The following is a 19,874-nucleotide window of genomic DNA, read 5'->3' as shown; positions in this document are numbered from 1 at the left end:
CGACCGCACTTTTCACGCTTCCTTCGCGCCGAAACGTCCTGTTAACCCAGCGATCACCTTTGCACAGCTAATCTTCCTCTTGACCATCGGTTGACCAACCGTTGGTCTCGTCTTGAATTATGGACATCCGGGAGGAGGGCCGCGTGTTCCGAGGTGGGAAGGGACGCACCTGGGTGACCCTCGTCATGGCCGCCGTACTGGCCCTGCCCCTGGCCTCTTTCGTACAGGCGTTCACTCCCGCACACGTCTCGAACCCGTGGTCGGTGTCCGCGTCGAGTGCGCACGTCCCGGCGGCCGCCCCCGGGGGCCATACACACCCTCAGGACCCGGTCGAGGTGCTCCGCACCCGGGACCGGCACCGCGCGGCCGCGAGCGGCACCCATCTCCCCTGTCCCACCCCGCTGTCACCGACGCCGCGCCCCTCGACCGTCGTCCCGCCCGGTCCCCTCGGGGACCCGCGCACCCGCCCGAGCAGATCCGTACCGGACCTCACGGCGGCGACCCTTCAGGTCTTCCGCTGCTGACAGGGACATCTCCGTCCCCACTTGTCCTGCCAGCCCGACGCGCCCCACGCGCGCCAGGAGGAATCACCACGACATGCAGCCCCTCATCGACAACGCCCGCACGTTCGGACAACGCCCTGAGGAGTTCGCCCGGCTTGCCGACGGCCAGTCCCCCCAGGTGCTCTTCATCACCTGCTCCGACTCGCGGGTCGTGCCGGCCCTGATCACCGGCGCCCGCCCCGGAGAACTCTTCGAACTGCGCACCGCGGGCAACATCGTGCCCGCCCATTCCACCGGCCGTCCCTGCGGGGAGACCGCCACCATCGAGTACGCCGTCGAGGTGCTCGGCGTCCAGGACATCGTCGTCTGCGGCCACTCGCACTGCGGCGCGGTCGGCGCGCTCGTGCGCGGCGACGATCTCGCGGCGGTGCCCGCCGTGCGCGACTGGCTCGCGCACGCCGCCGAGAGTCCCGCCACCCAGGACCCGTCGGACCCGACCGTCGCGGCAGCGGTCCAACAGCACGTCCTCACCCAGCTGTTGCGGCTGCGCGCCTACCCGTGCGTGCAGCGCCGCCTCGCGGACGGCCGCGTACGCCTGCACGGCTGGTACTACGAAGTCCACACCGGATGCGTACGCCAACACCGCCCCGAAACCGACACCTTCGAGGCGCTGTGAGCACCGCGATGAGCAAATACCCCCATCTCAAAGCGGACTTCACCGCCTCCCTCGTCGTCTTCCTGGTCGCACTCCCGCTGTGCGTGGGCGTGGCCGTCGCCTCGGGTGTACCCGCCGAGCTCGGCCTGGTCACCGGCATCGTCGGAGGCATCGTCGCCGGGCTGATGCGCGGCAGCAGCCTGCAAGTGTCCGGCCCCGCCGCAGGGTTGACCGTGCTCGTGTACGAGGCCGTGGACGAGTTCGGCCTGCCTGTGCTCGGCGTCGTCGTCCTGGCGACCGGCGTGCTCCAGATCGGCATGGGCGTCCTGAAACTGGGCCGCTACTTCCGGGCCATCTCCGTCTCGGTGGTCGAGGGCATGCTGGCCGGCATCGGGCTCGTGCTCATCGCGGGCCAGTTGTACGCCGTCCTGGACGCCAAGGCCCCGGAATCGGGGCTCGGCAAGATAGCCGGGCTGCCCGAGGCCCTGATCGACTCCCTGAGCAGCACCGGATCGCTCGCCTCACTGGCCCTCGGCGCGGGCACCGTCGCCGTCCTGGTCCTGTGGAAGCGACTGCCGGCGCGCGTGCGGGTGGTGCCCGGACCACTGGCCGCCATCGGACTCGCGACCGCCGCGGCCGTCGCTTTCGACGCCCCGGTGGCGACGGTCGAGGTCAACGGCCTGCTCGGATCGATCCAGCCGCCGTCCCTGAGCGCCTTCGGGGAACTCGCGGGTCTCGGCCTGATCGGCACGATCGTGGCGTTCACGCTCATCGCCTCCGCCGAGTCGCTGTTCAGCGCCGCGGCCGTGGACCGGATGCACGACGGGCCCCGGACCGCGTACGACAAGGAACTGGTGGCGCAGGGCGCGGGCAACGCGCTGTGCGGAGTGCTCGGCGCCCTGCCGATGACGGCGGTGATCGTGCGCAGCGCGGCCAACGTCCAGGCCGGGGCACGCACCAAGGCCTCGCGCGTGCTGCACGGCGTCTGGCTCCTGCTGTTCGCGGCCCTGCTGCCGGGCGTCCTCGCGTACATCCCGATCCCGGCGCTCGCGGGTGTGCTGGTGCACGCCGGGGCCAAGCTCATCCCGGTGCGCTCGCTCGTGAACCTGTGGCGCCAGCACCGCGGCGAGGCCGTGATCCTGATCGTCACCGCGGTGTCGATCGTCGCGGTCAGCATGTTCGAGGGCGTGCTCGTCGGCGTCGCCCTGTCCGTCGTCAAGACGGCCTGGGACGCCTCGCACGTGAAGCTGGAGGTCATAGACAAGGGTTCCGGGCCGGTCCAGGCGTACCTGTCGGGCAATGCGACGTTCCTGCGGTTGCCGAAGATCCTCGACAGCCTGGAGGCCCTGCCGAAGAACCGTCCCGTGGAGCTGCACCTGTCCGGGCTGCACCATCTGGACCATGCGTGCCGGACGGCTCTGGAGAGCTGGGCCGAGCGGCACAGTTCCGCCGAGACGGAGCCGGTGAAGGTCACAGCGATGTGACCGGTCGGGCCCAACTGCCGTGTGAGCACGGTAGTTGGGCCCTTCGCTGTACTGCGCGGTCAGTCGTCGAGAACGGCCGCGACCGCCTCGACCTCGACGAGCTGCTCGTGGTAGCCGAGCACCGTGACACCCATCAGGGTGCTCGGTACGTCGTGCTCACCGAAGGCGTCCCTGACCACTTCCCAGGCCGTCACGAGGTCCGCCTGCCGCGTCGACGCGACGAGCACGCGGGTGCTGATGACGTCGTCCAGATCCGCTCCGGCCGCGGCGAGGGCGACCCGCATGTTCTCCACGCACTTCGCCGCCTGACCCGCGTAGTCCCCGATCGCCGCGGTCGCCCCGTCCTTCTCCAACGGGCAGGAACCGGCGAGGAAGACGAGCCGGGCATCGGCCGGCGCGGTCGCCGCGTACGCGTACTCGGCGACGTCGGACAACGCGTCGGAGCGGATGAGGGTGACGGCGCGGACCATGAGTCTGGACATCCCTTCGGGCAGCGGCAACAGGAACGACTGGGCTGGGCCCGGTCATGCTGTCACATCACGGCTGACCGGGCAGGGCCCCGCAGTTGGAGCCGGCCGGCTCGCCGGAAAGGCGGTCGGTCAGCCACGTGACGGCGCTGCCCTGGTCGGTCAGCAGCGGCGCGAAGTGATTGAGCAGCGCGCGCCCCACGTCCGGCAGGACCACCGGCTTGTACGTGACCTGCGCGCCCCGGCCGCACCAGTCGACGGCCAACTGGCGTGCCTGGCCGTGCGGGACGAGGTTGTCGCTGACGCCCGTGGCCACCCGGACGGGACTGGCCGGCTTCATCGTGCCGATCCGCTGTTCGGCGAGGAACGCCTGGAGCTTCGGCTCGGCCTGGATGATCTCGGCGAGGGACTTTCCGTCGGTGGTCCAGGAGGAGCTGCGCGCCGAGTTGTACGCGAGGATGGTGTCGCCGACGCACATCGTCGACAGGTCCTTCAGCGCAGCGCGGCCCTTGTCGCTGAGGTACGCCTCCGCGATCGGCTTCAACTCGGGGTCGGACTGCAGGAACCCGTTCAGGGACCAGCCCAGGGCGCCCGCGAGATCGGTGCCGTCGATGCCCTTCGTCGTCTCCGTCAGGTCGGCGGGCGGCGCCCCCGCGTACGTACCGGAGAGGGTGATGTCGGGCGCGTACGCCGGCTGCAGTTCGGCGGCGGCCGCGGTCGCGCCGCCGCCCTGGCTGTAGCCGAACAGGCCGACGCGCGAACCGGAGGTCACGGTGGCCCCCTTGAGCGCGCGTGCGGCGCGGACGGCGTCGAGTACGGCGTGGGCCTCGTCGAGCCGGTTGACGTAGGTGTGCAGGCGGTCCGTCGCGCCCAGGCCGATGTAGTCGGTGACGACGACCGCGACGCCCTTGGCGAGGAGCCGGTAGATCGCCAGGTCCTCGTAACCCACCGAGACGGTCTGCCCGTTGAGGCTCAGCGGGTGCTCCAGGCCGAGGGAGGCGGCGCACTGGTCGCCCTGCCCCATGGTGCCGGGGGCGAGCGCGACGAGGGGCCGGGGTCCGTCGCCGCGCCATTTCGCCGCGGGCTCGATGTAGGCGCCGGTGACCGCGGCGGGGCTGCCGTTCGCGTCGGTCGTCCGGTACATGATGCGGGTCGCGGTGCCGGGCAGCGGGCCGTGCAGGGTGGGCAGGCTCAGCGCCAGCGGCAGCGGTTCGCTGCGGATCAGCGCGCCGTTGGCGGCGGGCAGTTCGGCGGGCGGGTTGTAGAAGGCGGGGATCGTGACGCCTCGCGAGACCTCGTTCTGCGAGCCGGTCGACGCGAAGGCGGGCACGGCCTGCGCGCCCAGACAGGCGGCGGCGGTGATGGTGGCGGCCAGCAAACGGGTGGGTACGGGCATGGCAAACCTCCTGGGTGCAGGCGGAGTCGGACTCCGGACCTGTCGGCGGACGGCCGTGAATCGGGCAGGCCGACGATGCGTGCGGCCGGTCGTCCCATCGGCCCCACGCGTCGCGGGGACGTTACCGAGCAGTACGTTACTGCCGGTAGCACCCAGGAGGTTACGGTTCAGTAACTTACTGTCGAGACAGCCGCGTTCACGCGTTGACGTCGAAGGGAACGCCGGACGGAAGCGCGGCGGCGAGATGGCCGGCGAAGTTGCCGTCCTTCAGGCCGAAGGTGGCGCTGCCGAAGTCGTACGCACTCAACTTGTCGCGCAGACCGGCCGGATAGCCGTTCCAGCCGACCAGGGTCGGGAACTGCCACGTACCGCGGTGGTTCTCCGGCGGCTCGTCATGGGAGTTCGCCGGACGGAAGCAGTGGGTGCCGATGCCGTCCTTGTGGTACACGACCTTGGGGTGAGTGCCGTCCCAGCGGATCTGGTCGCGGGGGTAGATCTTGAAGGCCCCGTGGGCGGAGGTGGCGACGTACGCGGCCTGGCCGTCGTGCACCCAGACGACGACGTGCTCCCAGTCGTTGCGGTGGCCGCCGAGCCCGCTGCCTGCCACCGCCTGGTCCTTCTCGAAGTACAGGCCGTACATGACGGCGCACCAGCCGTTGTTGCACTTGGAGCGGGCGTAGCCGTTGGTGTTGTCCAGGTCCGATGCGTCGCGGCACTGGCCGTTGAGCGCGCCGCTCGGATTGAGACCGCCGTTGACCGTCCCGTCCGGTCCGATCGCGGGGGTCGGGTAGCAGCCGTCGGTGTCGTAGTCGAACGCGGGCTGGTACGTCTGCTCCGTCGCGTCGGCGTTGGCGGGCAGGGCCCCGGGCGGGGCGGCGAGGGCGGGGCCCGCGAAGCCGACCACGAGGGCGACGGCGCCTGCGGCGGCAAGGGAGGCTCTGCGGATGACTCTGCTTGGATTCACTGTGGTCTCCTGCGTCACTGTGGGGGCATGACATTTCTGTCATGCCCCCGACAGCGGCAAGAGACTCACGCATGCAACGCACGTGAATCACAGGCGAATTGACGGGTGACCGAACAGCGCCCGACCGGCCTGGATCAGGCCGTGGTCAGGGTCAGGCCTCGGTCAGGGTCAGGCCTTGGTCAGGGTCAGGCCGTAGCGGCTCAGGATCTCGTTGATGGGCTGGTACCAGGTCTCGCCGCCGCTGGTGCAGTTGCCCCAGCCGCCCGAGGTGGTGCCCTGCGCCTGGTCGCCGCTGATGAACGAGCCGCCCGAGTCGCCGGGTTCGGCGCACACGTTCGTCTTGGTCATCTGATGCACGGCGCCCTGGCTGTAGTTGACGGTCTCGTTCTTGGCGAGGACGGTGCCGCAGTGCCAGTGCGAGGTGGAACCCGAGCGGCAGATGGAAGCGCCGATCGGGGCCTCGGCGGAGCCGCGCACGAGCTGGTCGGAGACCGTGCCCCAGCCCAGCACCACCGGGACCGTCCACCAGCCGCTGCCGACGTTGACCCACGCGTAGTCGTTGTCCGGGAACGACGAACCCTGGAAGTTCCCGACGTACGTGTTGTCCCAGCCGTTCACCGCCTGCCCCGCGCCGCCGCAGTGGCCGGCCGTGACGAATCCGCCCTGGACGGAGAAGCCTATGGAGCAGCGGACGTTGCCGGTGTAGTACGGGTCACCGCCGACCGTGCCCGCGGCGAGGGTGGTGGGCGTGTGCCGCGTCGACCGCACCGTCACAGGGCCCGCCTTGCGCGCGTCGGCGAGGAAGGCCTTGACATCGTTGTCAGTCTGCCGGGCGCTCTGCACCTCGACGACCACGCGGTTGGTCTTCCAGTCGACGTTCCAACTGCTCACGCCGGTCGGGGCGTCGAGCGCGTCGATGCGCTTCCTGGTGGCGTCGAGCTGCGCGGCGGTGCGGCTGACGAGCCGGACGGTCGCTCCGGTGGCCCGTACGTCCGCGGCCTTGGCGCGGTCGGCCACGGCGACGGTCAGCTCCTGGCTCTTCGGGGTGAACCAGGAACCGGCGTAGGAGGATCCGGCGGCCTTCCGGGCCTTCTTCTCGGTGACGGTCGCCTGCTTCTCGGCGGCCAGCCGCGCCTTCGCCTCGGGCGCGGTGAGGCCGAAGTCGCGCTGCATCGCGGTGAGTACGCCCTCGGACGCGGCGGCGCGCTCGGTCCGCGGGGTGTCCGCACCGGCGGCCTGGGCCGGGAGGAATCCCGCGGTCGCGCAGGCTCCGGTCACCAACAGCGCGGACAGGACGGCACGGATGGGTCTGGTACGTCGCATGGGTCGGCCCTTCGTTGTTCCCGTGTGGTGGGGGTGGAACGTGGGTGGCACATGGTTGGAACCCGGGTGGAACAGCAGAGCTGGGAGCGCTCCCGTGTCGTGTCGGTGGGGAGCCTAGCGATGGATCATGAACAGGTCCATGCCAATGACGTAGTGCGATCCGGGCATTGTCGAACCCATGGGTCCGGTTCGCTGGAGAGCCAACTGCGCTACGAAACACGCGAGTTGGGAGTTCTGTCCGGTACGCGACGCGATCGGGCGGTGTCTTGTTCACCGGTGTTGACAAGTGCGGGGGCAGCCAGAGTTCGCTCCGTGCCGTGTTTCACATCCGCTCTGCCCGGCGGACCCCGTACCGCGCGGCCCGCCCCGGTCATTCCCCGGGCGGCAGTTCCAGGACTCGGCGGATCGTGCGCACGACCCCGTCCTCGGTGTTCGAGGGAGCCTGGTGGCGGGCGCGGCGGCGCACCTCCGGGTGGGCGTCTGCCATGGCGTACGACCAGTCGGCGGCGTCCAGCATCTGCAGGTCGTTGAGGTAGTCGCCGAACACCATGGTCTGGGCCGCGGTGATGCCGAGCTCGCGCTGCAGGCGGCGTACGGCCACACCCTTGTTGGCATCGGGGCTCATGACGTCGACCCAGTGTTCGCTGGAGACCACGACCTGGTGGGAGTCGACGAGGGAGGTCAGTGCCGGGGCCGTGGTCTCCTCGGCGCGGCCGAAGTCGAAGAGGGCGACCTTGATCACGTCGTCGTCGACGGCGGAGGCGTCCTCGACGATCTGATGGCGGTGGTAGTACTTGCGCACCTCCGTCATGAACGCCTCGTCCGACCGCTCCACGTACGCGGACCGTTTGCCGCAGACGACGGCCCCCGCGTCCACCCCGTCGTCCACGAGTCCGCGCACCGCCTTGACGAGCCAGGAGGCGACGGCGGGGTCGAGCGGGTCGGAGCTGAGTTCGGCGCCGCCGCGGACGACATAGGTGCCGTTCTCCGCGATGTACACCATGCCGCCGTCGTCCACGGCGGCGAACTGGTCGGCGAGGGTGGCGTACTGGCGGCCGCTGGCGGGGCAGAAGACGATGCCGCGGCGGTTCAGCTCGGCGAGGAGTGGCCACAGGGAGTCGGGGACGCGTCCGTCGGCGTCCAGGAGGGTGCCGTCCATGTCGGTGACGACGAGGCGGATGTCGGGCCGGTGGTGCGTGTTCACGATCGTTTCGTTCCTCAGTACGGGGCTCATCAGGCTAATGGATCGGGCGTCATCCTCTTGATCGTCCGGCGGGTGCGGCCTACCGTGCCGTGACCGGCCACGCGGTGGACGAACGACCACGTCAGGAGTGCTCGATGGACCAGCTCACGGTGGCCGGCGCCACCTTGCGGTACGACGACCTCGGGCCGTCGGAGGGGGTCGTGGTCGTCCTGGTGCACGGGCACCCGTTCGACCGGACCCTGTGGCGGCCGCAGGCCGAGGCGCTGGCGGCGGCCGGATACCGGGTACTCACGCCGGATCTGCGGGGCTACGGCGCGAGCGATGTCACGCCCGGCAGCGTGCCGCTGTCCCGGTTCGCGGACGACGCCGCCGCCCTTCTCGACCACCTCGGAGTCGAGCGTGCGGTGGTCGGCGGTGTCTCCATGGGCGGGCAGATCGCCATGGAGTTCCATCTGCGCCACCCGCGGCGGACCCGCGCGCTCGTCCTGTCCGACACCTCGGCGCCCGCCGAGACGGCCGAGGGCAAGGTACTGCGCAACCGGCTCGCCGACCGGCTGCTCGCCGAGGGCATGGGCGGGTACGCCGACGAGGTCATCGGCAAGATGCTCGCCGCCTACAACGTGACGGCGTTGCCGGAGGTCGCCGGGCGCGTCCTGGGCATGATGCGCGCCACCGATCCGCGGGGCGCGGCCGCCGCGCTGCGCGGGCGGGCCGAGCGGCCCGACTACCGGGACAGTCTCGCGGCGGCCCGGGTGCCCGCGCTGGTCGTGGTCGGCGCCGACGACGTCTACACGCCGGTCGCCGAGGCCGAGTCGATCGCCCGGCTCGTCCCCGGCGCGACCCTCGCCGTCATCGAGCGGGCCGGACACCTGCCGGGCGCCGAGCGGCCCGAGCAGTTCAACAGCGTGCTGCTGGACTTCCTGCGCACCCACTGCCCGACCCCGTAGGGCAGCTGCGTGAACCGCTCCGCGGCCGACCGCCTCCTCGACGTTCTCGGCGCTTTCGACCAGGCCCATCCGGCGCTCACGCTCACCGAGCTCGCCCACCGGGCCGGTCTGCCGCTGCCCACCGCGCACCGGCTCGTCGGCGCGCTGGCCGGGTGGGGCGCCCTCGAACGGGACGACGCCGGCCGTTACCACGTGGGGCTGCGGCTGTGGGAGATCGCCGCGCTCGCGCCCCGGGGCCTCGGCCTGCGACAGGCCGCACTGCCGTTCCTGGAGGACCTCTACGAGGCGACGCACGAGAACGTACATCTCGCCGTGCGCGACGGCGTAGAGGTCGTCTACATCGAGCGCCTGTCGGGCCGTTCGGCAGTCGGCGTGCACTCGCGGGTGGGCGCGCGCTGGCCGCTGCACGCCACGGGCGTGGGCCTGGTACTGCTCGCCCACGGCGGCCTGGAGCTTCAAGAGCGTTACTCCGCCGACGAGTTGGCGGCGTTCACTCCGTACACGGTCACCGATCCGCAGCGGCTGCGACGGATCCTGGCCGACGTTCGGCGCTGCGGTGTCGCGGTGAGCGACCGTCAGATCACCGACGACGCACTGTCCGTGGCGGCGCCCGTGCGCGGGCCACGCGGTGACGTCGTCGCGGCGGTCTCCGTCGTCGTCCCGGTCACCGGGGCGCGGACACCTGCCCTGATTCCGGCGGTCCAGCTGGCCGGACGCGGCATCTCGCGGGCCCTGGGCTGGCAACCCGTCTCGCCGCGGCCCCCGGCTTCCGCCTGACGGAAGTCCCGTTGTGGCGTTGTGACCCCGGTCATGACTCTGGTGGGCGACGCGCGGCGACGGTGCCGCGCGCGGTGACAGGAGGACGCCTGCCATGACCGCACACTCGGGTCACTCGGCCTTCGCCCGCGACCAGTGGTATGTCGCGGCCTGGGGATCGGAGGTCGGCCGTGAACTGCTCGGCCGTACCGTGCTCGGCGAGCCGATCGCCCTGTACCGCACGGAGGCGGGTGAGCCGGTCGCCCTCGCCGACCGGTGCGTGCACCGCAGGTTCCCGCTGTCGGCGAGCGGACTCGACGGCGACCGGGTGGTGTGCGGCTATCACGGCTTCACGTATGACACGACCGGTACGTGCGTATACGTACCGGGGCAGAAACGTGTTCCGCGTACGGCGCGGGTGAGTTCGTACCCCGTGGCGGAAGTCGACGCGATGGTGTGGGTGTGGCTCGGCGATCCGGCGGCGGCCGACGTCAGCGCGATTCCGCGGGCGCCGCATCTGGCCGAGGACGGCTGGGTCACCGTGCAGGGCATGGAACCGATCGACGCCGACTACATGCTCCTCGTCGACAACCTGATGGACCTGTCGCACGAGACGTATCTGCACGGCGGCTACATCGGTACGCCCGAGGTCGCCGAGACACCCATCACGACGGAGGTCGACGAGGCGGCGGGGATCGTCCGGGTCTCGCGGCACATGCTCGACGCCGAGTGCCCGCCGTTCTACGCCCGTTCCACGGGGATCGAGGGGCGGATCCAGCGCCTCCAGGACATCGAGTACCACGCGCCCTGCCTGTATCTGCTGCACAGCCGCATCAGCCCGGCGGGCGCCGACGCCCCGGTGTTCCGTACGGAGATCACATACGCCATCACGCCGTCGGCGCCCGGCAAGGTCTACGACTTCTGGGCGGTCTCACGGAACTTCGCGGTGGAGGACGAGGAAGTCACCACGTTCCTGCGGGACTTCAACCACACGGTGGTCATGCAGGACGTGAACGCGCTCAATCTGCTGCAGCGCACCCTGGACACCGAACCCGCCGGGTATCAGGAGCTCAGCATCAACATCGACACCGGTGGTCTCGCGGCCCGCCGCATCCTCGGAAAACTGGCCGCCGGATGAGCGGCCAGGTCTTCCGCGTCGAGTGGCTGCCCGGCACCGACGTGCTCAGTGGCCGCTGCCATTGCGGCGCGCTGCACTCAGGCCAGGACCCGGTCGAGATGTGGGAGTGGATGCTCGCCCACCCCGATCACCCCGGCACGAACCATCACCCCGCCACGGAAGAGGGCCGCGCCTCGTGACCGATCCGCTCGACACGCTCGACCTCGTCGTCGCCGAACGTCGCCAGGAAGCCGTCGGCGTCGTCTCCCTGATCCTGCGCCGCCCGGACGGCGCGCCCCTGCCCGGCTGGGAGCCGGGCGCGCACGTCGATCTGCTCCTGAGCGAGGGTGGGGAACGGCAGTACTCGCTGTGCGGGGGTGACGAGCGCTCCTGGCGGATCGCCGTGCTGCGGGAGCCCGGCGGCCGGGGCGGCTCGGCCCACGTGCACGACGCACTGCGCCTTGGCAGCAGTGTGTCGGTGCGCGGCCCGCGCAATCACTTCCGGCTCGAACCCGCGCCCGCGTACCGGTTCGTCGCGGGCGGTATCGGCATCACCCCGATCGTGCCGATGCTGGCGGCGGCCACGGAGTGGTCCCTTTTCTACGGTGGCCGGTCCCGCGGTTCCATGGCGTTCGCCGAGGAGTTGACCGCCCGGCACCCGGCCGATCGGCTCCATCTGTGCGAGGGGCCTCTCGATCTGGCGTCCCAGCTCGCCGGGCTGCGCCCCGGTGAACTCGTCTACGCCTGCGGCCCCGAGTCGCTCCTGACCGCGGTCGAGGCGCTGGTGCCGCCCGAGGCGCTGCGCACCGAGCGGTTCACTCCGACGGTGACCGACACCGGCGGGGACACGCCCTTCGAGGTCGAACTGGCCCGGTCGGGGCGCACGGTGACGGTGCCGGCCGACCGGACGATCCTCGCCACGTTGCGGGACGCCGGGATCGAGGTCCTCTACTCCTGCACCGAAGGCACCTGCGGCACCTGTGAGACCGACGTGCTGGCGGGCGAGGTCGAACACCGCGACAGCGTGCTGAGTCCGCGGGAAAGGGCCTGCAACGACACGTTGATGGTGTGCGTGTCCCGGGCGAAGGGGGCCAGGATCACGCTGGATCTGTGAGGGCGACGGACACGGGCGCGCTCCCCCGCTCGGCCCGGCGCAACAGCGTCGCCGCGACGAGCCCACCGGTCAACACAGCTGCCGCGCCCACGAGTTGCCCTGTTTCGAGGGCCGAGCCGAACGCCCGTGTCACCGTGTGGCGTTCGGCGGCCGAGTCCGCCGCGGCCAGGGCGGCGGGGAGCGAGGCCGCGGCCACCGGGGCGAGCGCGGAGAAGCGGGCGCTGAGTACGGCGCCGAGGACGGCGACGCCCAGGCCGCTGCCGAACTCGGTGACCGTGCCCTCGATGCCCGCGCCGGCGCCCGCCTTCTCGCGCGGGATGGCGCCGAGGACGGCGACGGCCATCGCGGGGTTGGCGAGCGCGCAGCCCACGCCCATCAGGACGAGACCGGCGAGCAGCCCGCCGTATCCGTCCACGACGTGCCCGGCGACGGCGACCGCGGCCAGCCCGCAGGCCAGCAGCGTCATGCCGAGGGCCACGGAGCCCGGGATCCCGAGCCGGGCGGTGAACCGGGCCGACAGGCCGGTGAAGTTGAGCAGGACGACGGTCAGGGCGAACGGCGCGGTGCGCAGCCCCGCCTCCAACGGGCCGTAGCCGAGCACGAACTGGAGCTGCTGCGTCAGCAGGAACAGGGCGCCGCCGCTGCCGAACGTGATGAGCAGCGCCCCGAACACGGCCCCGGTGAAGGTCCGGTCGCGGAAGAAACTCATGTCCAGCATCGGGTGCGGGAAGCGGCGCTCCCAGCCGACGAAGGCGGCCAGCGCGCAGCCGCCGAGGCCGACGCCCGTGATGACGTGGCGCGAGGTCCAGCCGTGATCGGGCCCCGCGACGACGGCGTACACGAGCGCGGCCATGGCGACCGTCGACAGCAGGGCGCCGAGCAGGTCGGGGCGGTGGCTCTGCCCGGCCCTGCTCTCCGGCACGAGGACGGCGACGGCGCACAGACCGAGGACGACCACGGGCAGGTTGACGAGGAAGAGAGCGCCCCACCAGAAGTGGTCGAGGAGAACACCGCCGACGAGCGGCCCCGCGGCGAAGCCGAGGGCGTTGACCGCGGCCCAGATGCCGATGGCGCGGACCCGTTCGTCCTCGTCGAAGACCTGCATGGCGACGGCCAGTGTGGTGGTCAGCAGCAGGGCGCCGCCGATGCCCATGCCCGCGCGGGCGGCGGTCAACTGGCCGGCACTCTGGGCGAGTCCGGCCGCGAGAGATCCGGCGCCGAAGAGCGCGAGGCCGGCAAGGAGCAGCCGCTTGCGGCCGTAGCGGTCGGCGGCGGCGCCCGCGGTGAGCAGGAGGCCGGCCTGCACGAGGACGTACGCGTTGATGATCCACTGGATGTCCGCCGTGGTCGCACCGAGATCGTCGGTGAGGGTGGGGACGGCCACGTTCAGGATCGTGTTGTCGAGGATGACGACGAGTTGCGCGAGGCAGATCACGCCGAGGATCAGCCAGCGGCGCGGGTCGCGGGGCAGGGCGGGCGGCTGCTCGGCGGCGGGCGTCGCCGTCATGCGGGCTCCTTCATGGACAGGCGCGGGAAACACCGGGACACCCCGCGAGTTAGGTAACCCTAACCCGACGGGGCGTCCCCGGTGGAACCGCCCTACAGCGCCCGGTGCATGATGTGCAGCCCGACCCGGCCGTGGCGCGGGTGGTCGTAGGCGTCCGGCACCGTGCCGAGAATCGTGAAGCCGAGCGAAGTCCACAGACGTACGGCCGGATTGGTCTCCACGACCGCGTTGAAGACCATGGCGCGGTAGCCGTCCGCCCCGGCCTCGGCCAGCACGTGCTCGGCCAGGGCGCGGCCGTACCCGTGACCGGCCCGCGCGGGGTCCACCATGAACCCGGCGTTGGCGACGGCCGCCGCCGGGCCGCCGTAGTTGGCCTTGACGTACGCCGTGGCGACGATCGCCCCGGCGTCGTCCGTCACGACGAACACCCGTCGGCCCGGCCCCGTCCACAGCGCTCGGGCCTCGGGCTCGGTGGTGTCCGGGTCCCAGGTGTACGTCTCGCCGGCCCGGACGATCCGCTGCCAGAACGGCCAGACCCGTTCCCAGTCACCGTCCCGGGCATCTCTGATCTTCATGCGCCCGAGTCTGGCACGGGGCCGTGGACCGGCCGTCGGCGAAGGTCGGCAGCGCGAGAGTGTCGGGCGCACTCCGTTCTCGACTCCCCACTACCCCCACCCGGAGATGGTGGTCGCGATCTGGTTGACCCCGTTGCTGATGGCCTGCCCGAACGCGCTGGGAGCGATGAGCACACCGAGCACCAGCATGATCGCCATCACGAGAGCCGTGTCGCCCCGCTTTCTCGGGCCGACCGGGCGACGCAGCAGCATGAAGGCGATGATCGCTAGTATCAACGTGACGCTGACTGTGACCATTTGACGGCCCTCCCCTGTCCACCGCGGGGCCCCCGCTTCTACCTTTCTTATGTAGCGGGAACGCGGATGGGTGTCCGGGGGTTGTACACCATTGGCCCGAAGCGGCCCAGGGCGCGGGCGCCGCCAGGATGTCTGCCTGCTCGCCCGCAACTCCGGTGCGGGTACGGACCACATCCCCATGCCGATGCGCTCGCCCCGGTAGCGAAGACTCTCCCGTGGAACCCCGTCCTCGACATGCCACCTCGCCCCTTCGCCGACCCGTCGATGAGGGCACGGGCGGCGCGGGCCACCAAGTCCCCTCCCTCCGCCGCGGGTTCCAGCCAGCGGCCCCTCGGCGATGCACCGCTCGACACCGCGTACCTCGTCATATCTCCGCGTCACCGGGCTCCGCGGTGCTACAACTCGGCGCGGCCGTCGCCGAGCTGATACTGCGCCAGCCCATGGCCGAACGACCAGTCGATCGACGCGTTCTCGGTGAGAGTGATGAGGATGTTGCGAGGCTCCGTACCGGCGTACTCGTGAGCGAGCTCGGCGATCCGTCGGTACAGCGCCCTTTTCGTATCCGGCGTGCGGCCCGCGCGCAGGGTGATCCCGATGAACACCACGTCGTCGTCGCGCCGTACGCCGAGGTACTGGCCGTAGCGCAGGACACTGCGGTCGCCGTCGTGCCGGGCGAGTATCTGAAAGAGGTCGTCCGGCGGCGATCCAATGGTGTCCGCGAGCGCGTCGTGCACGGCGCGCCCCAGCGCGTGGAGCCGATCGCTGTCGGCGTTCAGGGCGTCGATCCTGACCAGGGGCATGGGCGTACTCCTTTGACGGCGAACAGCGAACAGCGAACAGCGATCTGCGATCTGCGATCTGCGAACAGCGCTCGAACACTCCGTACATACTAGTAGGTACAATTTCGTGCCACCCCGGCTGGCCCCGGCGCGTCGGCGACGCGTAGGGTCCCCCTTTGTCCCGAACCCCCAGGTGGCCCCCACGCCACAAAGACCAGGAGCCTCGCACCGTGCCCGCACCGTCCACCGCCCCGGCGCCCATTTACGACCGTCTCGTCGACGAGCACGGCGACGTCCTCGCTGACGTACGCGAAGCGGCGCAGCACGCCGAGCGCACCGCGGAGGATGTGCTCGACTTCGGCCGCGCACACGACGCCCCGCAGGCGAGCTGAGCAGAGCCCCCCCAGTCCCCCCCCACACCGTCACGCAGCGCCTGCCGCACCGGCCCGGCGCGCGGGGGTGAGCTCCGCGGCCACGCCCCGCCGCGGAACGCGGCGCTCCTCGCCACCATGAGACACGGCACCGGGCGCGACCGTGGCGGATGTCGCTGTTGCCGAAATGCCCTAGTTCGCTCCCTCTCGCGCGCGTCGCGAGGCTCCGGCGCCCGCGCGTCAGACGCCCCGGCCCCTCGGCCTCCCCAGGTCATGACCGCAGGCCACCACCCCGTGCACGCCTATTGACTCATATTCGAACTCGTCGGTAGCTTCAACTATCAGCGCTGAACACCCCTGTCTCACACGGAACTTGGCCATGGGCCGAGCGGGTTTCGAAGGAGCAACAGATGGCGATTCGCGCGTTCTGGAAGCGCCTCGCGGCGGTAGCCGTGGCGACGGGGGCGGCGGCCCTCGGGCTCGGCGTCCCGGCACAGGCCGCACCGCAGCCTCTCCCCTATGTCGCGCTGGGCGACAGCTACAGCGCCGCTTCCGGGGTGCTCCCCCTCGATTCCAGCGCGAGCCTGCTGTGTGCCCGCTCCACCGCCAACTACCCGCACGTCGTTGCCAAGCGCACCGGCGCCGTCCTGAAGGACGTGACCTGCGGCGGAGCCCAGACGAAGGACTTCGCCGGGTCGCAGTACCCCGGCGTGGCCCCGCAACTGGACGCGCTCGGCACGGACACCCGCCTGGTGACCATGACGATCGGGGGCAACGACAACAGCACCTTCATCAACACGATCCTGTCCTGCGCGACGGCCGGGATCGCCTCGGCCGGGCAGGGACATCCGTGTTCATCCCTGTACGGGAGCAAGTTCGCCGACGAGATCGACACCAAGACGTACCCGGCGGTGAAGGCGGCCCTGGAGGCGACCAGGAGCAAGGCGCCGCAGGCCCGCGTCGCGATCCTCGGCTACCCGTGGATCATGCCGGCCAAGGCGCAGACGGGTTGCTTCCTGAAGATGCCGATCGCGTCCGGCGACGTACCGTACGTGCGCGACATCCAGACCCACCTCAACCGTGCGGTACAGCGGGCCGCGGCGGAGACCGGGGCGACATACGTCGATCTGTCCCGGGCGTCCGAGGGGCACGACGCGTGCCAGGCGAGCGGGGTGCGCTGGGTGGAGCCGGCGCTGTTCGGCACGAACTTCGTGCCGGTGCACCCGAACGCGCTCGGTGAGTCGGCGATGGCGGACCTCACGATCGACGCGCTCGGTCTGGGCTGACGGCGCCCCCACAGCCCCCTCTGCGAGTACGGCCCCAACAGCGCCTAGACGAAGCCGACTTCGGGGAATCGGGCCGAGGGGCCGTCGAGGAGACCGCCGTCCCGGCCTCGGAGGTGGCGGTCGAAGAAGGCGGTCAGGTAAGCCCGTTGAGCCGCGACCGCGCGGGCCGTGGGGACCGTGCCGACCCAGCCGGTCAGCGTCTCGGCGGGCAGCCCGAGGCGGCCGGCGATCTGCGGGAGCAGCGTCGCCGCGTCGGTGTATGTCGCGTGCTGCGAGCCCTTGAGGGTCAGGTCGCGGCGCCAACCGGTGCTGTGCCGCCACAGTTCACGCCAGGACGGCACGTTGGTGCGGTCGTTGCCGTCGCTGCCCATCAGCAGCACCGGCCGGTCCGTGCCCTGGGCCGACACGGTGGAGAAGTGACCCTCGTCGTGGTCGTCCTGGACGTAGGCGAGGACGCCGTCGAGGTCGGCCGCGGCGGTGATCCGCCGGTCGTCGTGGAGTGCCTGGACGGCGGCGAAACCGCCCGCGGACTGGCCGAACGCGCCGATCGGCGCCCGGTCGAGGCGCCCGTCGCCGAAGGCCCGCGTCACGGTGTCGACGACGAAGCGAAGGTCGCCGAAGCGGACCGCGGAGGTCTTCTTCAGGAGCGCGGTCACCGCCGCGCTCCCTTCCTGCTGCGCCGCGGTGAACTCCTGTGGCAGCCGGCTCGTGACCACGCGTCCGTCCGGGAACTCGACGGCCGACACGTCGTAGGGATGGTCGATCGCGATCACCACGTAGCCCCACGAGGCGAGTTCGTCGGTCAGGGTGGTGCCCAGCGTGCGCGGGTCGAGGACGCCGGGCGAGTACAGGACCACCGGGTGCGGTGCGCCGCGGTCCAGCGGCGCGCGGGCGTGGGCGAAGGTGCGCGTGGCGGCCCAGTCGACGCGGCCCGCGGGCAGCCCCTCGAAGTTGTTGAGCCCGTCGAAGCCCGCCGCTTCCCGCGCCGTCATCTGAGCGGCGCGGCGATACCCGGTCACTGAGCGGGCCGGGTAGCGCACATCCACCATCAACTCCCGTACGGGGCCTGCCGTCCAGGGGTCGCGGCGGGAGCGGTCCACCAGGTGCAGCGCCCTCGTCCCTACGGAGAAGGGGCCCGTCGGGGCAGGCAGCCGCAGCCGTACGCGGTCCGCAGAGGGGGTTCGCGTGGTGGCGGCCGCGGCGGGTGTCGCGGTGAGCGCCAACAGGGCGGAGCCCACGGCGAGTACGGAGCGTCGGGAGGGCCTGCCGGGTGCGGTGATCTCGTGATCGTCCATGGCCCAAGCCTGGCCGGGAGGGGGTGGGCCGCACCATCCGGCAGGCCCGCCACGGCGTCTGGGGGGCATCCCCCAGACGACGTCCACGGGCCCCGACAAGGACGGGGACAGCCCCTGAACGGCGCACTCCGACAGGGAGCCGGGCCGCTGCCCGCCCTACTGTGAGGCGTCGGGACGAACCAGCGGCAGGGCGGAGGCCCCGTGGGCGGCGAGCGCAGGAGACGGCACGTCTGGATCGCGGGCGCGGTCTCGCTCGGGCTCGCCGGTGCCGGGATCGGCGCCTGGTCCGCCTTCGGCGGCGAGGAGGCCCCGCGGACCGGACCGCTGTCGGCGTCGGAGGTCCGCTCGGCGGCGAACGGCTTCCTCGGCGCGTGGACGGACGGCGACACCGGCGCCGCCGCGGACCGCACGGACGACGCGCGGGTGGCCGGCGCCGCACTGCGCGACTACAAGGAGCGCGCCCACCTCACGGCACGGGAACTGCGGCCGGACGCGCCTGCCGGGCCGCGGGTGCCGTTCTCGGTGCGGGCCGAATTCGCTTACGAAGGTGCCCGCGCGCCCCTGACGTACCACTCCGCGCTCACGGTGGTGCGCCGGGCCGGGGACGGGAAACCCGTGGTGCGCTGGGAGCCCCGGGTGCTGCACCCGGGGCTCGGGCAGGGGAAGCGGCTGATGGTGCGGCGGGCCTCAGCCGCGCCGCTTCTCGCCGTCGACCGGGCCGGGCAGGCGCTGGACAGCCGGGCGCTCCCCTCGCTCGGCTCCGTCGTGGACGGACTGCGGCGGACCTACGGGAAGGCGGCGGGCGGCAGACCGGGCGTCGAGCTGCGCCTCGTGCCGCGGGCCGCGGCCGGCGCGGACGCGGAGCCGCCGAACGGCACGGCGTTGCTGTCCGTGCCGGAGGGTGCGCCCGGGCGGCTGCGGACCACGCTCGACGCGCGGGTGCAGAAGGCGGCCGAGCGGGAGGTCGCCCGGCGCACCGACGCCTCGATCGTGGTGCTCAAGCCGTCGACCGGGGAGATCCTCGCGGTCGCCAACTCCCGTGCGGGCGGCCCGGACACGGCCTTGGAGGGGCGGCTCGCGCCCGGCTCGACGATGAAGATGATCACCGGGTCGCTGCTTCTGGAGAAGAAGCTGGCCGACCCGGACAAGCCGCACCCGTGCCCGAAGACCGCCTCGTACGGCGGCTGGCAGTTCCACAACGTCGACGACTTCGACATTCCCGGCGGCACCTTCCGCGCCGACTTCGCGGCGTCCTGCAACACCGCTTTCATCACGCAGGCGGGCAAGCTGGCCGACGAGGACTTGTCCCGGCAGGCCCGGGACGTCTTCGGCATCGGCGCGCACTGGTCGGTCGGCGTCGCCGCGTTCGCCGGGGCCGTGCCGGTCGAGCACGCCGCGTCGAAGGCGGCCTCGATGATCGGTCAGGGCGCGGTCCGGATGAACCCGCTGACCATGGCTTCGGTCGTCTCGACGGCCAGGACCGGGCAGTTCAGGCAGCCGTACCTCGTCGCGCCGTCCGTCGACCACCGCACGCTCGCGTCGGCGCGGCGGGACCTGGCCCCCGCCGCGCACGCGCAGTTGCGGGACCTGCTGCACACGACCGCCGCATCGGGCTCGGCGGCGGGTTCCATGGTGGGGCTGAGCGGGGACATCGGGGCGAAGACCGGTTCGGCGGAGGTCGTGGGGCAGAAGGAACCCAACGGCTGGTTCGCGGCCTGGCACGGTGACCTCGCCGCGTCCGCCGTGATGCTGCGCGGCGGCCGGGGCGGGGAGTCGTCGGGCCCGCTCGTGGCGGCCGTTCTGAAGGCGGCGGACGGGGGACGGTGACCGGCCG

Annotated in this window: 21 protein-coding genes; 11 read left to right on the top strand and 10 right to left on the bottom strand. The window is 71.6% G+C overall.

Annotation, left to right across the window (positions count from 1 at the left end):
- Positions 1–143: 143 nt before the first annotated feature.
- The 3 genes from ACIREE_RS25275 (at position 144) to ACIREE_RS25265 (ending at position 2,642) form a co-directional block, all read left to right on the top strand.
- A complete protein-coding gene (locus tag ACIREE_RS25275; RefSeq protein ID WP_404156331.1) occupies positions 144–524 on the top strand; it encodes a hypothetical protein in 381 nt (126 codons plus the stop codon).
- A 73-nt stretch (positions 525–597) separates the two neighbouring features.
- Positions 598–1,179 carry a carbonic anhydrase gene (locus tag ACIREE_RS25270; RefSeq protein ID WP_404156329.1) on the top strand — a complete coding sequence of 194 codons (582 nt, stop codon included), beginning with the start codon at positions 598–600 and terminating at the stop codon, positions 1,177–1,179.
- A gap of 8 nt (positions 1,180–1,187) precedes the next feature.
- Positions 1,188–2,642: a SulP family inorganic anion transporter gene (locus ACIREE_RS25265; protein ID WP_404156327.1), complete on the top strand. Its 1,455-nt coding sequence runs from the start codon at positions 1,188–1,190 to the stop codon at positions 2,640–2,642.
- A 59-nt stretch (positions 2,643–2,701) separates the two neighbouring features.
- Here ACIREE_RS25265 and ACIREE_RS25260 read toward each other — a convergent pair whose 3' ends face one another.
- The 5 genes from ACIREE_RS25260 to ACIREE_RS25240 all read right to left on the bottom strand — a co-directional run bounded on the left by ACIREE_RS25260 (position 2,702) and on the right by ACIREE_RS25240 (position 7,996).
- Positions 2,702–3,112: a RidA family protein gene (locus ACIREE_RS25260; RefSeq protein ID WP_404156324.1), complete on the bottom strand. Its 411-nt coding sequence runs from the start codon at positions 3,110–3,112 to the stop codon at positions 2,702–2,704.
- A gap of 67 nt (positions 3,113–3,179) precedes the next feature.
- Positions 3,180–4,505, bottom strand: a complete 1,326-nt coding sequence (locus ACIREE_RS25255) for an alpha/beta fold hydrolase (RefSeq protein WP_404156321.1) — start codon at positions 4,503–4,505, stop codon at positions 3,180–3,182.
- A 196-nt stretch (positions 4,506–4,701) separates the two neighbouring features.
- Positions 4,702–5,469, bottom strand: a complete 768-nt coding sequence (locus ACIREE_RS25250; RefSeq protein WP_404156318.1) for an NPP1 family protein — start codon at positions 5,467–5,469, stop codon at positions 4,702–4,704.
- Positions 5,470–5,637: 168 nt separating this feature from the next.
- Entirely contained in the window at positions 5,638–6,792 is a 1,155-nt protein-coding gene (locus ACIREE_RS25245) for a S1 family peptidase (protein WP_404156315.1), read from the bottom strand.
- A 370-nt stretch (positions 6,793–7,162) separates the two neighbouring features.
- Positions 7,163–7,996 (bottom strand): Cof-type HAD-IIB family hydrolase, encoded by an 834-nt coding sequence (locus tag ACIREE_RS25240; RefSeq protein WP_404156312.1) that lies wholly within the window; start codon positions 7,994–7,996, stop codon positions 7,163–7,165.
- Between the two features lie 134 nt (positions 7,997–8,130).
- On the opposite strand from ACIREE_RS25240, the gene ACIREE_RS25235 reads away from it, so the two are divergent.
- The 5 genes from ACIREE_RS25235 to ACIREE_RS25215 all read left to right on the top strand — a co-directional run bounded on the left by ACIREE_RS25235 (position 8,131) and on the right by ACIREE_RS25215 (position 11,930).
- A complete protein-coding gene (locus ACIREE_RS25235; protein WP_404156309.1) occupies positions 8,131–8,943 on the top strand; it encodes an alpha/beta fold hydrolase in 813 nt (270 codons plus the stop codon).
- A 9-nt stretch (positions 8,944–8,952) separates the two neighbouring features.
- Positions 8,953–9,720: an IclR family transcriptional regulator gene (locus ACIREE_RS25230; RefSeq protein WP_404156306.1), complete on the top strand. Its 768-nt coding sequence runs from the start codon at positions 8,953–8,955 to the stop codon at positions 9,718–9,720.
- A gap of 94 nt (positions 9,721–9,814) precedes the next feature.
- On the top strand, positions 9,815–10,837 hold the full coding sequence (locus ACIREE_RS25225; protein ID WP_404156303.1) for a Rieske 2Fe-2S domain-containing protein: 1,023 nt from the start codon (positions 9,815–9,817) through the stop codon (positions 10,835–10,837).
- A complete protein-coding gene (locus ACIREE_RS25220) occupies positions 10,834–11,016 on the top strand; it encodes a hypothetical protein (protein WP_404156300.1) in 183 nt (60 codons plus the stop codon). The genes ACIREE_RS25225 and ACIREE_RS25220 overlap by 4 nt, the downstream gene beginning before the upstream one ends.
- Entirely contained in the window at positions 11,013–11,930 is a 918-nt protein-coding gene (locus tag ACIREE_RS25215) for a PDR/VanB family oxidoreductase (RefSeq protein ID WP_404156297.1), read from the top strand. The genes ACIREE_RS25220 and ACIREE_RS25215 overlap by 4 nt, the downstream gene beginning before the upstream one ends.
- Here the strand turns inward: ACIREE_RS25215 and ACIREE_RS25210 are convergent.
- The 4 genes from ACIREE_RS25210 to ACIREE_RS25195 all read right to left on the bottom strand — a co-directional run bounded on the left by ACIREE_RS25210 (position 11,914) and on the right by ACIREE_RS25195 (position 15,109).
- Positions 11,914–13,437: an MFS transporter gene (locus tag ACIREE_RS25210; protein ID WP_404156295.1), complete on the bottom strand. Its 1,524-nt coding sequence runs from the start codon at positions 13,435–13,437 to the stop codon at positions 11,914–11,916. The genes ACIREE_RS25215 and ACIREE_RS25210 overlap by 17 nt on opposite strands.
- 92 nt (positions 13,438–13,529) lie before the next feature.
- Complete coding sequence (locus ACIREE_RS25205; protein WP_404156291.1) at positions 13,530–14,012, bottom strand: GNAT family N-acetyltransferase; 483 nt, start codon at positions 14,010–14,012, stop codon at positions 13,530–13,532.
- Positions 14,013–14,102: 90 nt separating this feature from the next.
- Positions 14,103–14,264: a hypothetical protein gene (locus ACIREE_RS25200; RefSeq protein WP_404156288.1), complete on the bottom strand. Its 162-nt coding sequence runs from the start codon at positions 14,262–14,264 to the stop codon at positions 14,103–14,105.
- Between the two features lie 440 nt (positions 14,265–14,704).
- The gene (locus ACIREE_RS25195) at positions 14,705–15,109 is read right to left on the bottom strand and encodes a tautomerase family protein (RefSeq protein WP_404156285.1); all 405 of its coding nucleotides are present in this window, start codon (positions 15,107–15,109) and stop codon (positions 14,705–14,707) included.
- Between the two features lie 209 nt (positions 15,110–15,318).
- On the opposite strand from ACIREE_RS25195, the gene ACIREE_RS25190 reads away from it, so the two are divergent.
- Both ACIREE_RS25190 and ACIREE_RS25185 read left to right on the top strand, forming a co-directional pair.
- On the top strand, positions 15,319–15,480 hold the full coding sequence (locus tag ACIREE_RS25190; RefSeq protein WP_404156282.1) for a hypothetical protein: 162 nt from the start codon (positions 15,319–15,321) through the stop codon (positions 15,478–15,480).
- Between the two features lie 389 nt (positions 15,481–15,869).
- The gene (locus tag ACIREE_RS25185) at positions 15,870–16,745 is read left to right on the top strand and encodes an SGNH/GDSL hydrolase family protein (RefSeq protein ID WP_404156279.1); all 876 of its coding nucleotides are present in this window, start codon (positions 15,870–15,872) and stop codon (positions 16,743–16,745) included.
- A gap of 44 nt (positions 16,746–16,789) precedes the next feature.
- On the opposite strand, the gene ACIREE_RS25180 is transcribed toward ACIREE_RS25185, so the two are convergent.
- On the bottom strand, positions 16,790–18,040 hold the full coding sequence (locus ACIREE_RS25180; protein WP_404156276.1) for an alpha/beta hydrolase family protein: 1,251 nt from the start codon (positions 18,038–18,040) through the stop codon (positions 16,790–16,792).
- Positions 18,041–18,241: 201 nt separating this feature from the next.
- On the opposite strand from ACIREE_RS25180, the gene ACIREE_RS25175 reads away from it, so the two are divergent.
- Entirely contained in the window at positions 18,242–19,867 is a 1,626-nt protein-coding gene (locus ACIREE_RS25175) for a penicillin-binding transpeptidase domain-containing protein (protein WP_404156273.1), read from the top strand.
- Positions 19,868–19,874 lie beyond the last annotated feature (7 nt).

The organism is Streptomyces sp. NPDC102467, from assembly GCF_044765445.1.
Taxonomy (GTDB): Bacteria; Actinomycetota; Actinomycetes; order Streptomycetales; family Streptomycetaceae; genus Streptomyces.
The sequence above is the reverse complement of the archived record's forward strand: the minus strand, read 5'-3'. Positions and strand labels throughout refer to the sequence as shown.

Coding starts and splice junctions, on each gene's coding strand:
- ACIREE_RS25210 (WP_404156295.1), bottom strand. CDS start 13,437: ATGACGGCGACGCCCGCCGCCGAGCAGCCGCCCGCCCTGCCCCGCGAC.
- ACIREE_RS25260 (WP_404156324.1), bottom strand. CDS start 3,112: ATGGTCCGCGCCGTCACCCTCATCCGCTCCGACGCGTTGTCCGACGTC.
- ACIREE_RS25220 (WP_404156300.1), top strand. CDS start 10,834: ATGAGCGGCCAGGTCTTCCGCGTCGAGTGGCTGCCCGGCACCGACGTG.
- ACIREE_RS25205 (WP_404156291.1), bottom strand. CDS start 14,012: ATGAAGATCAGAGATGCCCGGGACGGTGACTGGGAACGGGTCTGGCCG.
- ACIREE_RS25225 (WP_404156303.1), top strand. CDS start 9,815: ATGACCGCACACTCGGGTCACTCGGCCTTCGCCCGCGACCAGTGGTAT.
- ACIREE_RS25235 (WP_404156309.1), top strand. CDS start 8,131: ATGGACCAGCTCACGGTGGCCGGCGCCACCTTGCGGTACGACGACCTC.
- ACIREE_RS25200 (WP_404156288.1), bottom strand. CDS start 14,264: ATGCTGCTGCGTCGCCCGGTCGGCCCGAGAAAGCGGGGCGACACGGCT.
- ACIREE_RS25265 (WP_404156327.1), top strand. CDS start 1,188: ATGAGCAAATACCCCCATCTCAAAGCGGACTTCACCGCCTCCCTCGTC.
- ACIREE_RS25255 (WP_404156321.1), bottom strand. CDS start 4,505: ATGCCCGTACCCACCCGTTTGCTGGCCGCCACCATCACCGCCGCCGCC.
- ACIREE_RS25270 (WP_404156329.1), top strand. CDS start 598: ATGCAGCCCCTCATCGACAACGCCCGCACGTTCGGACAACGCCCTGAG.
- ACIREE_RS25195 (WP_404156285.1), bottom strand. CDS start 15,109: ATGCCCCTGGTCAGGATCGACGCCCTGAACGCCGACAGCGATCGGCTC.
- ACIREE_RS25185 (WP_404156279.1), top strand. CDS start 15,870: ATGGCGATTCGCGCGTTCTGGAAGCGCCTCGCGGCGGTAGCCGTGGCG.
- ACIREE_RS25245 (WP_404156315.1), bottom strand. CDS start 6,792: ATGCGACGTACCAGACCCATCCGTGCCGTCCTGTCCGCGCTGTTGGTG.
- ACIREE_RS25180 (WP_404156276.1), bottom strand. CDS start 18,040: ATGGACGATCACGAGATCACCGCACCCGGCAGGCCCTCCCGACGCTCC.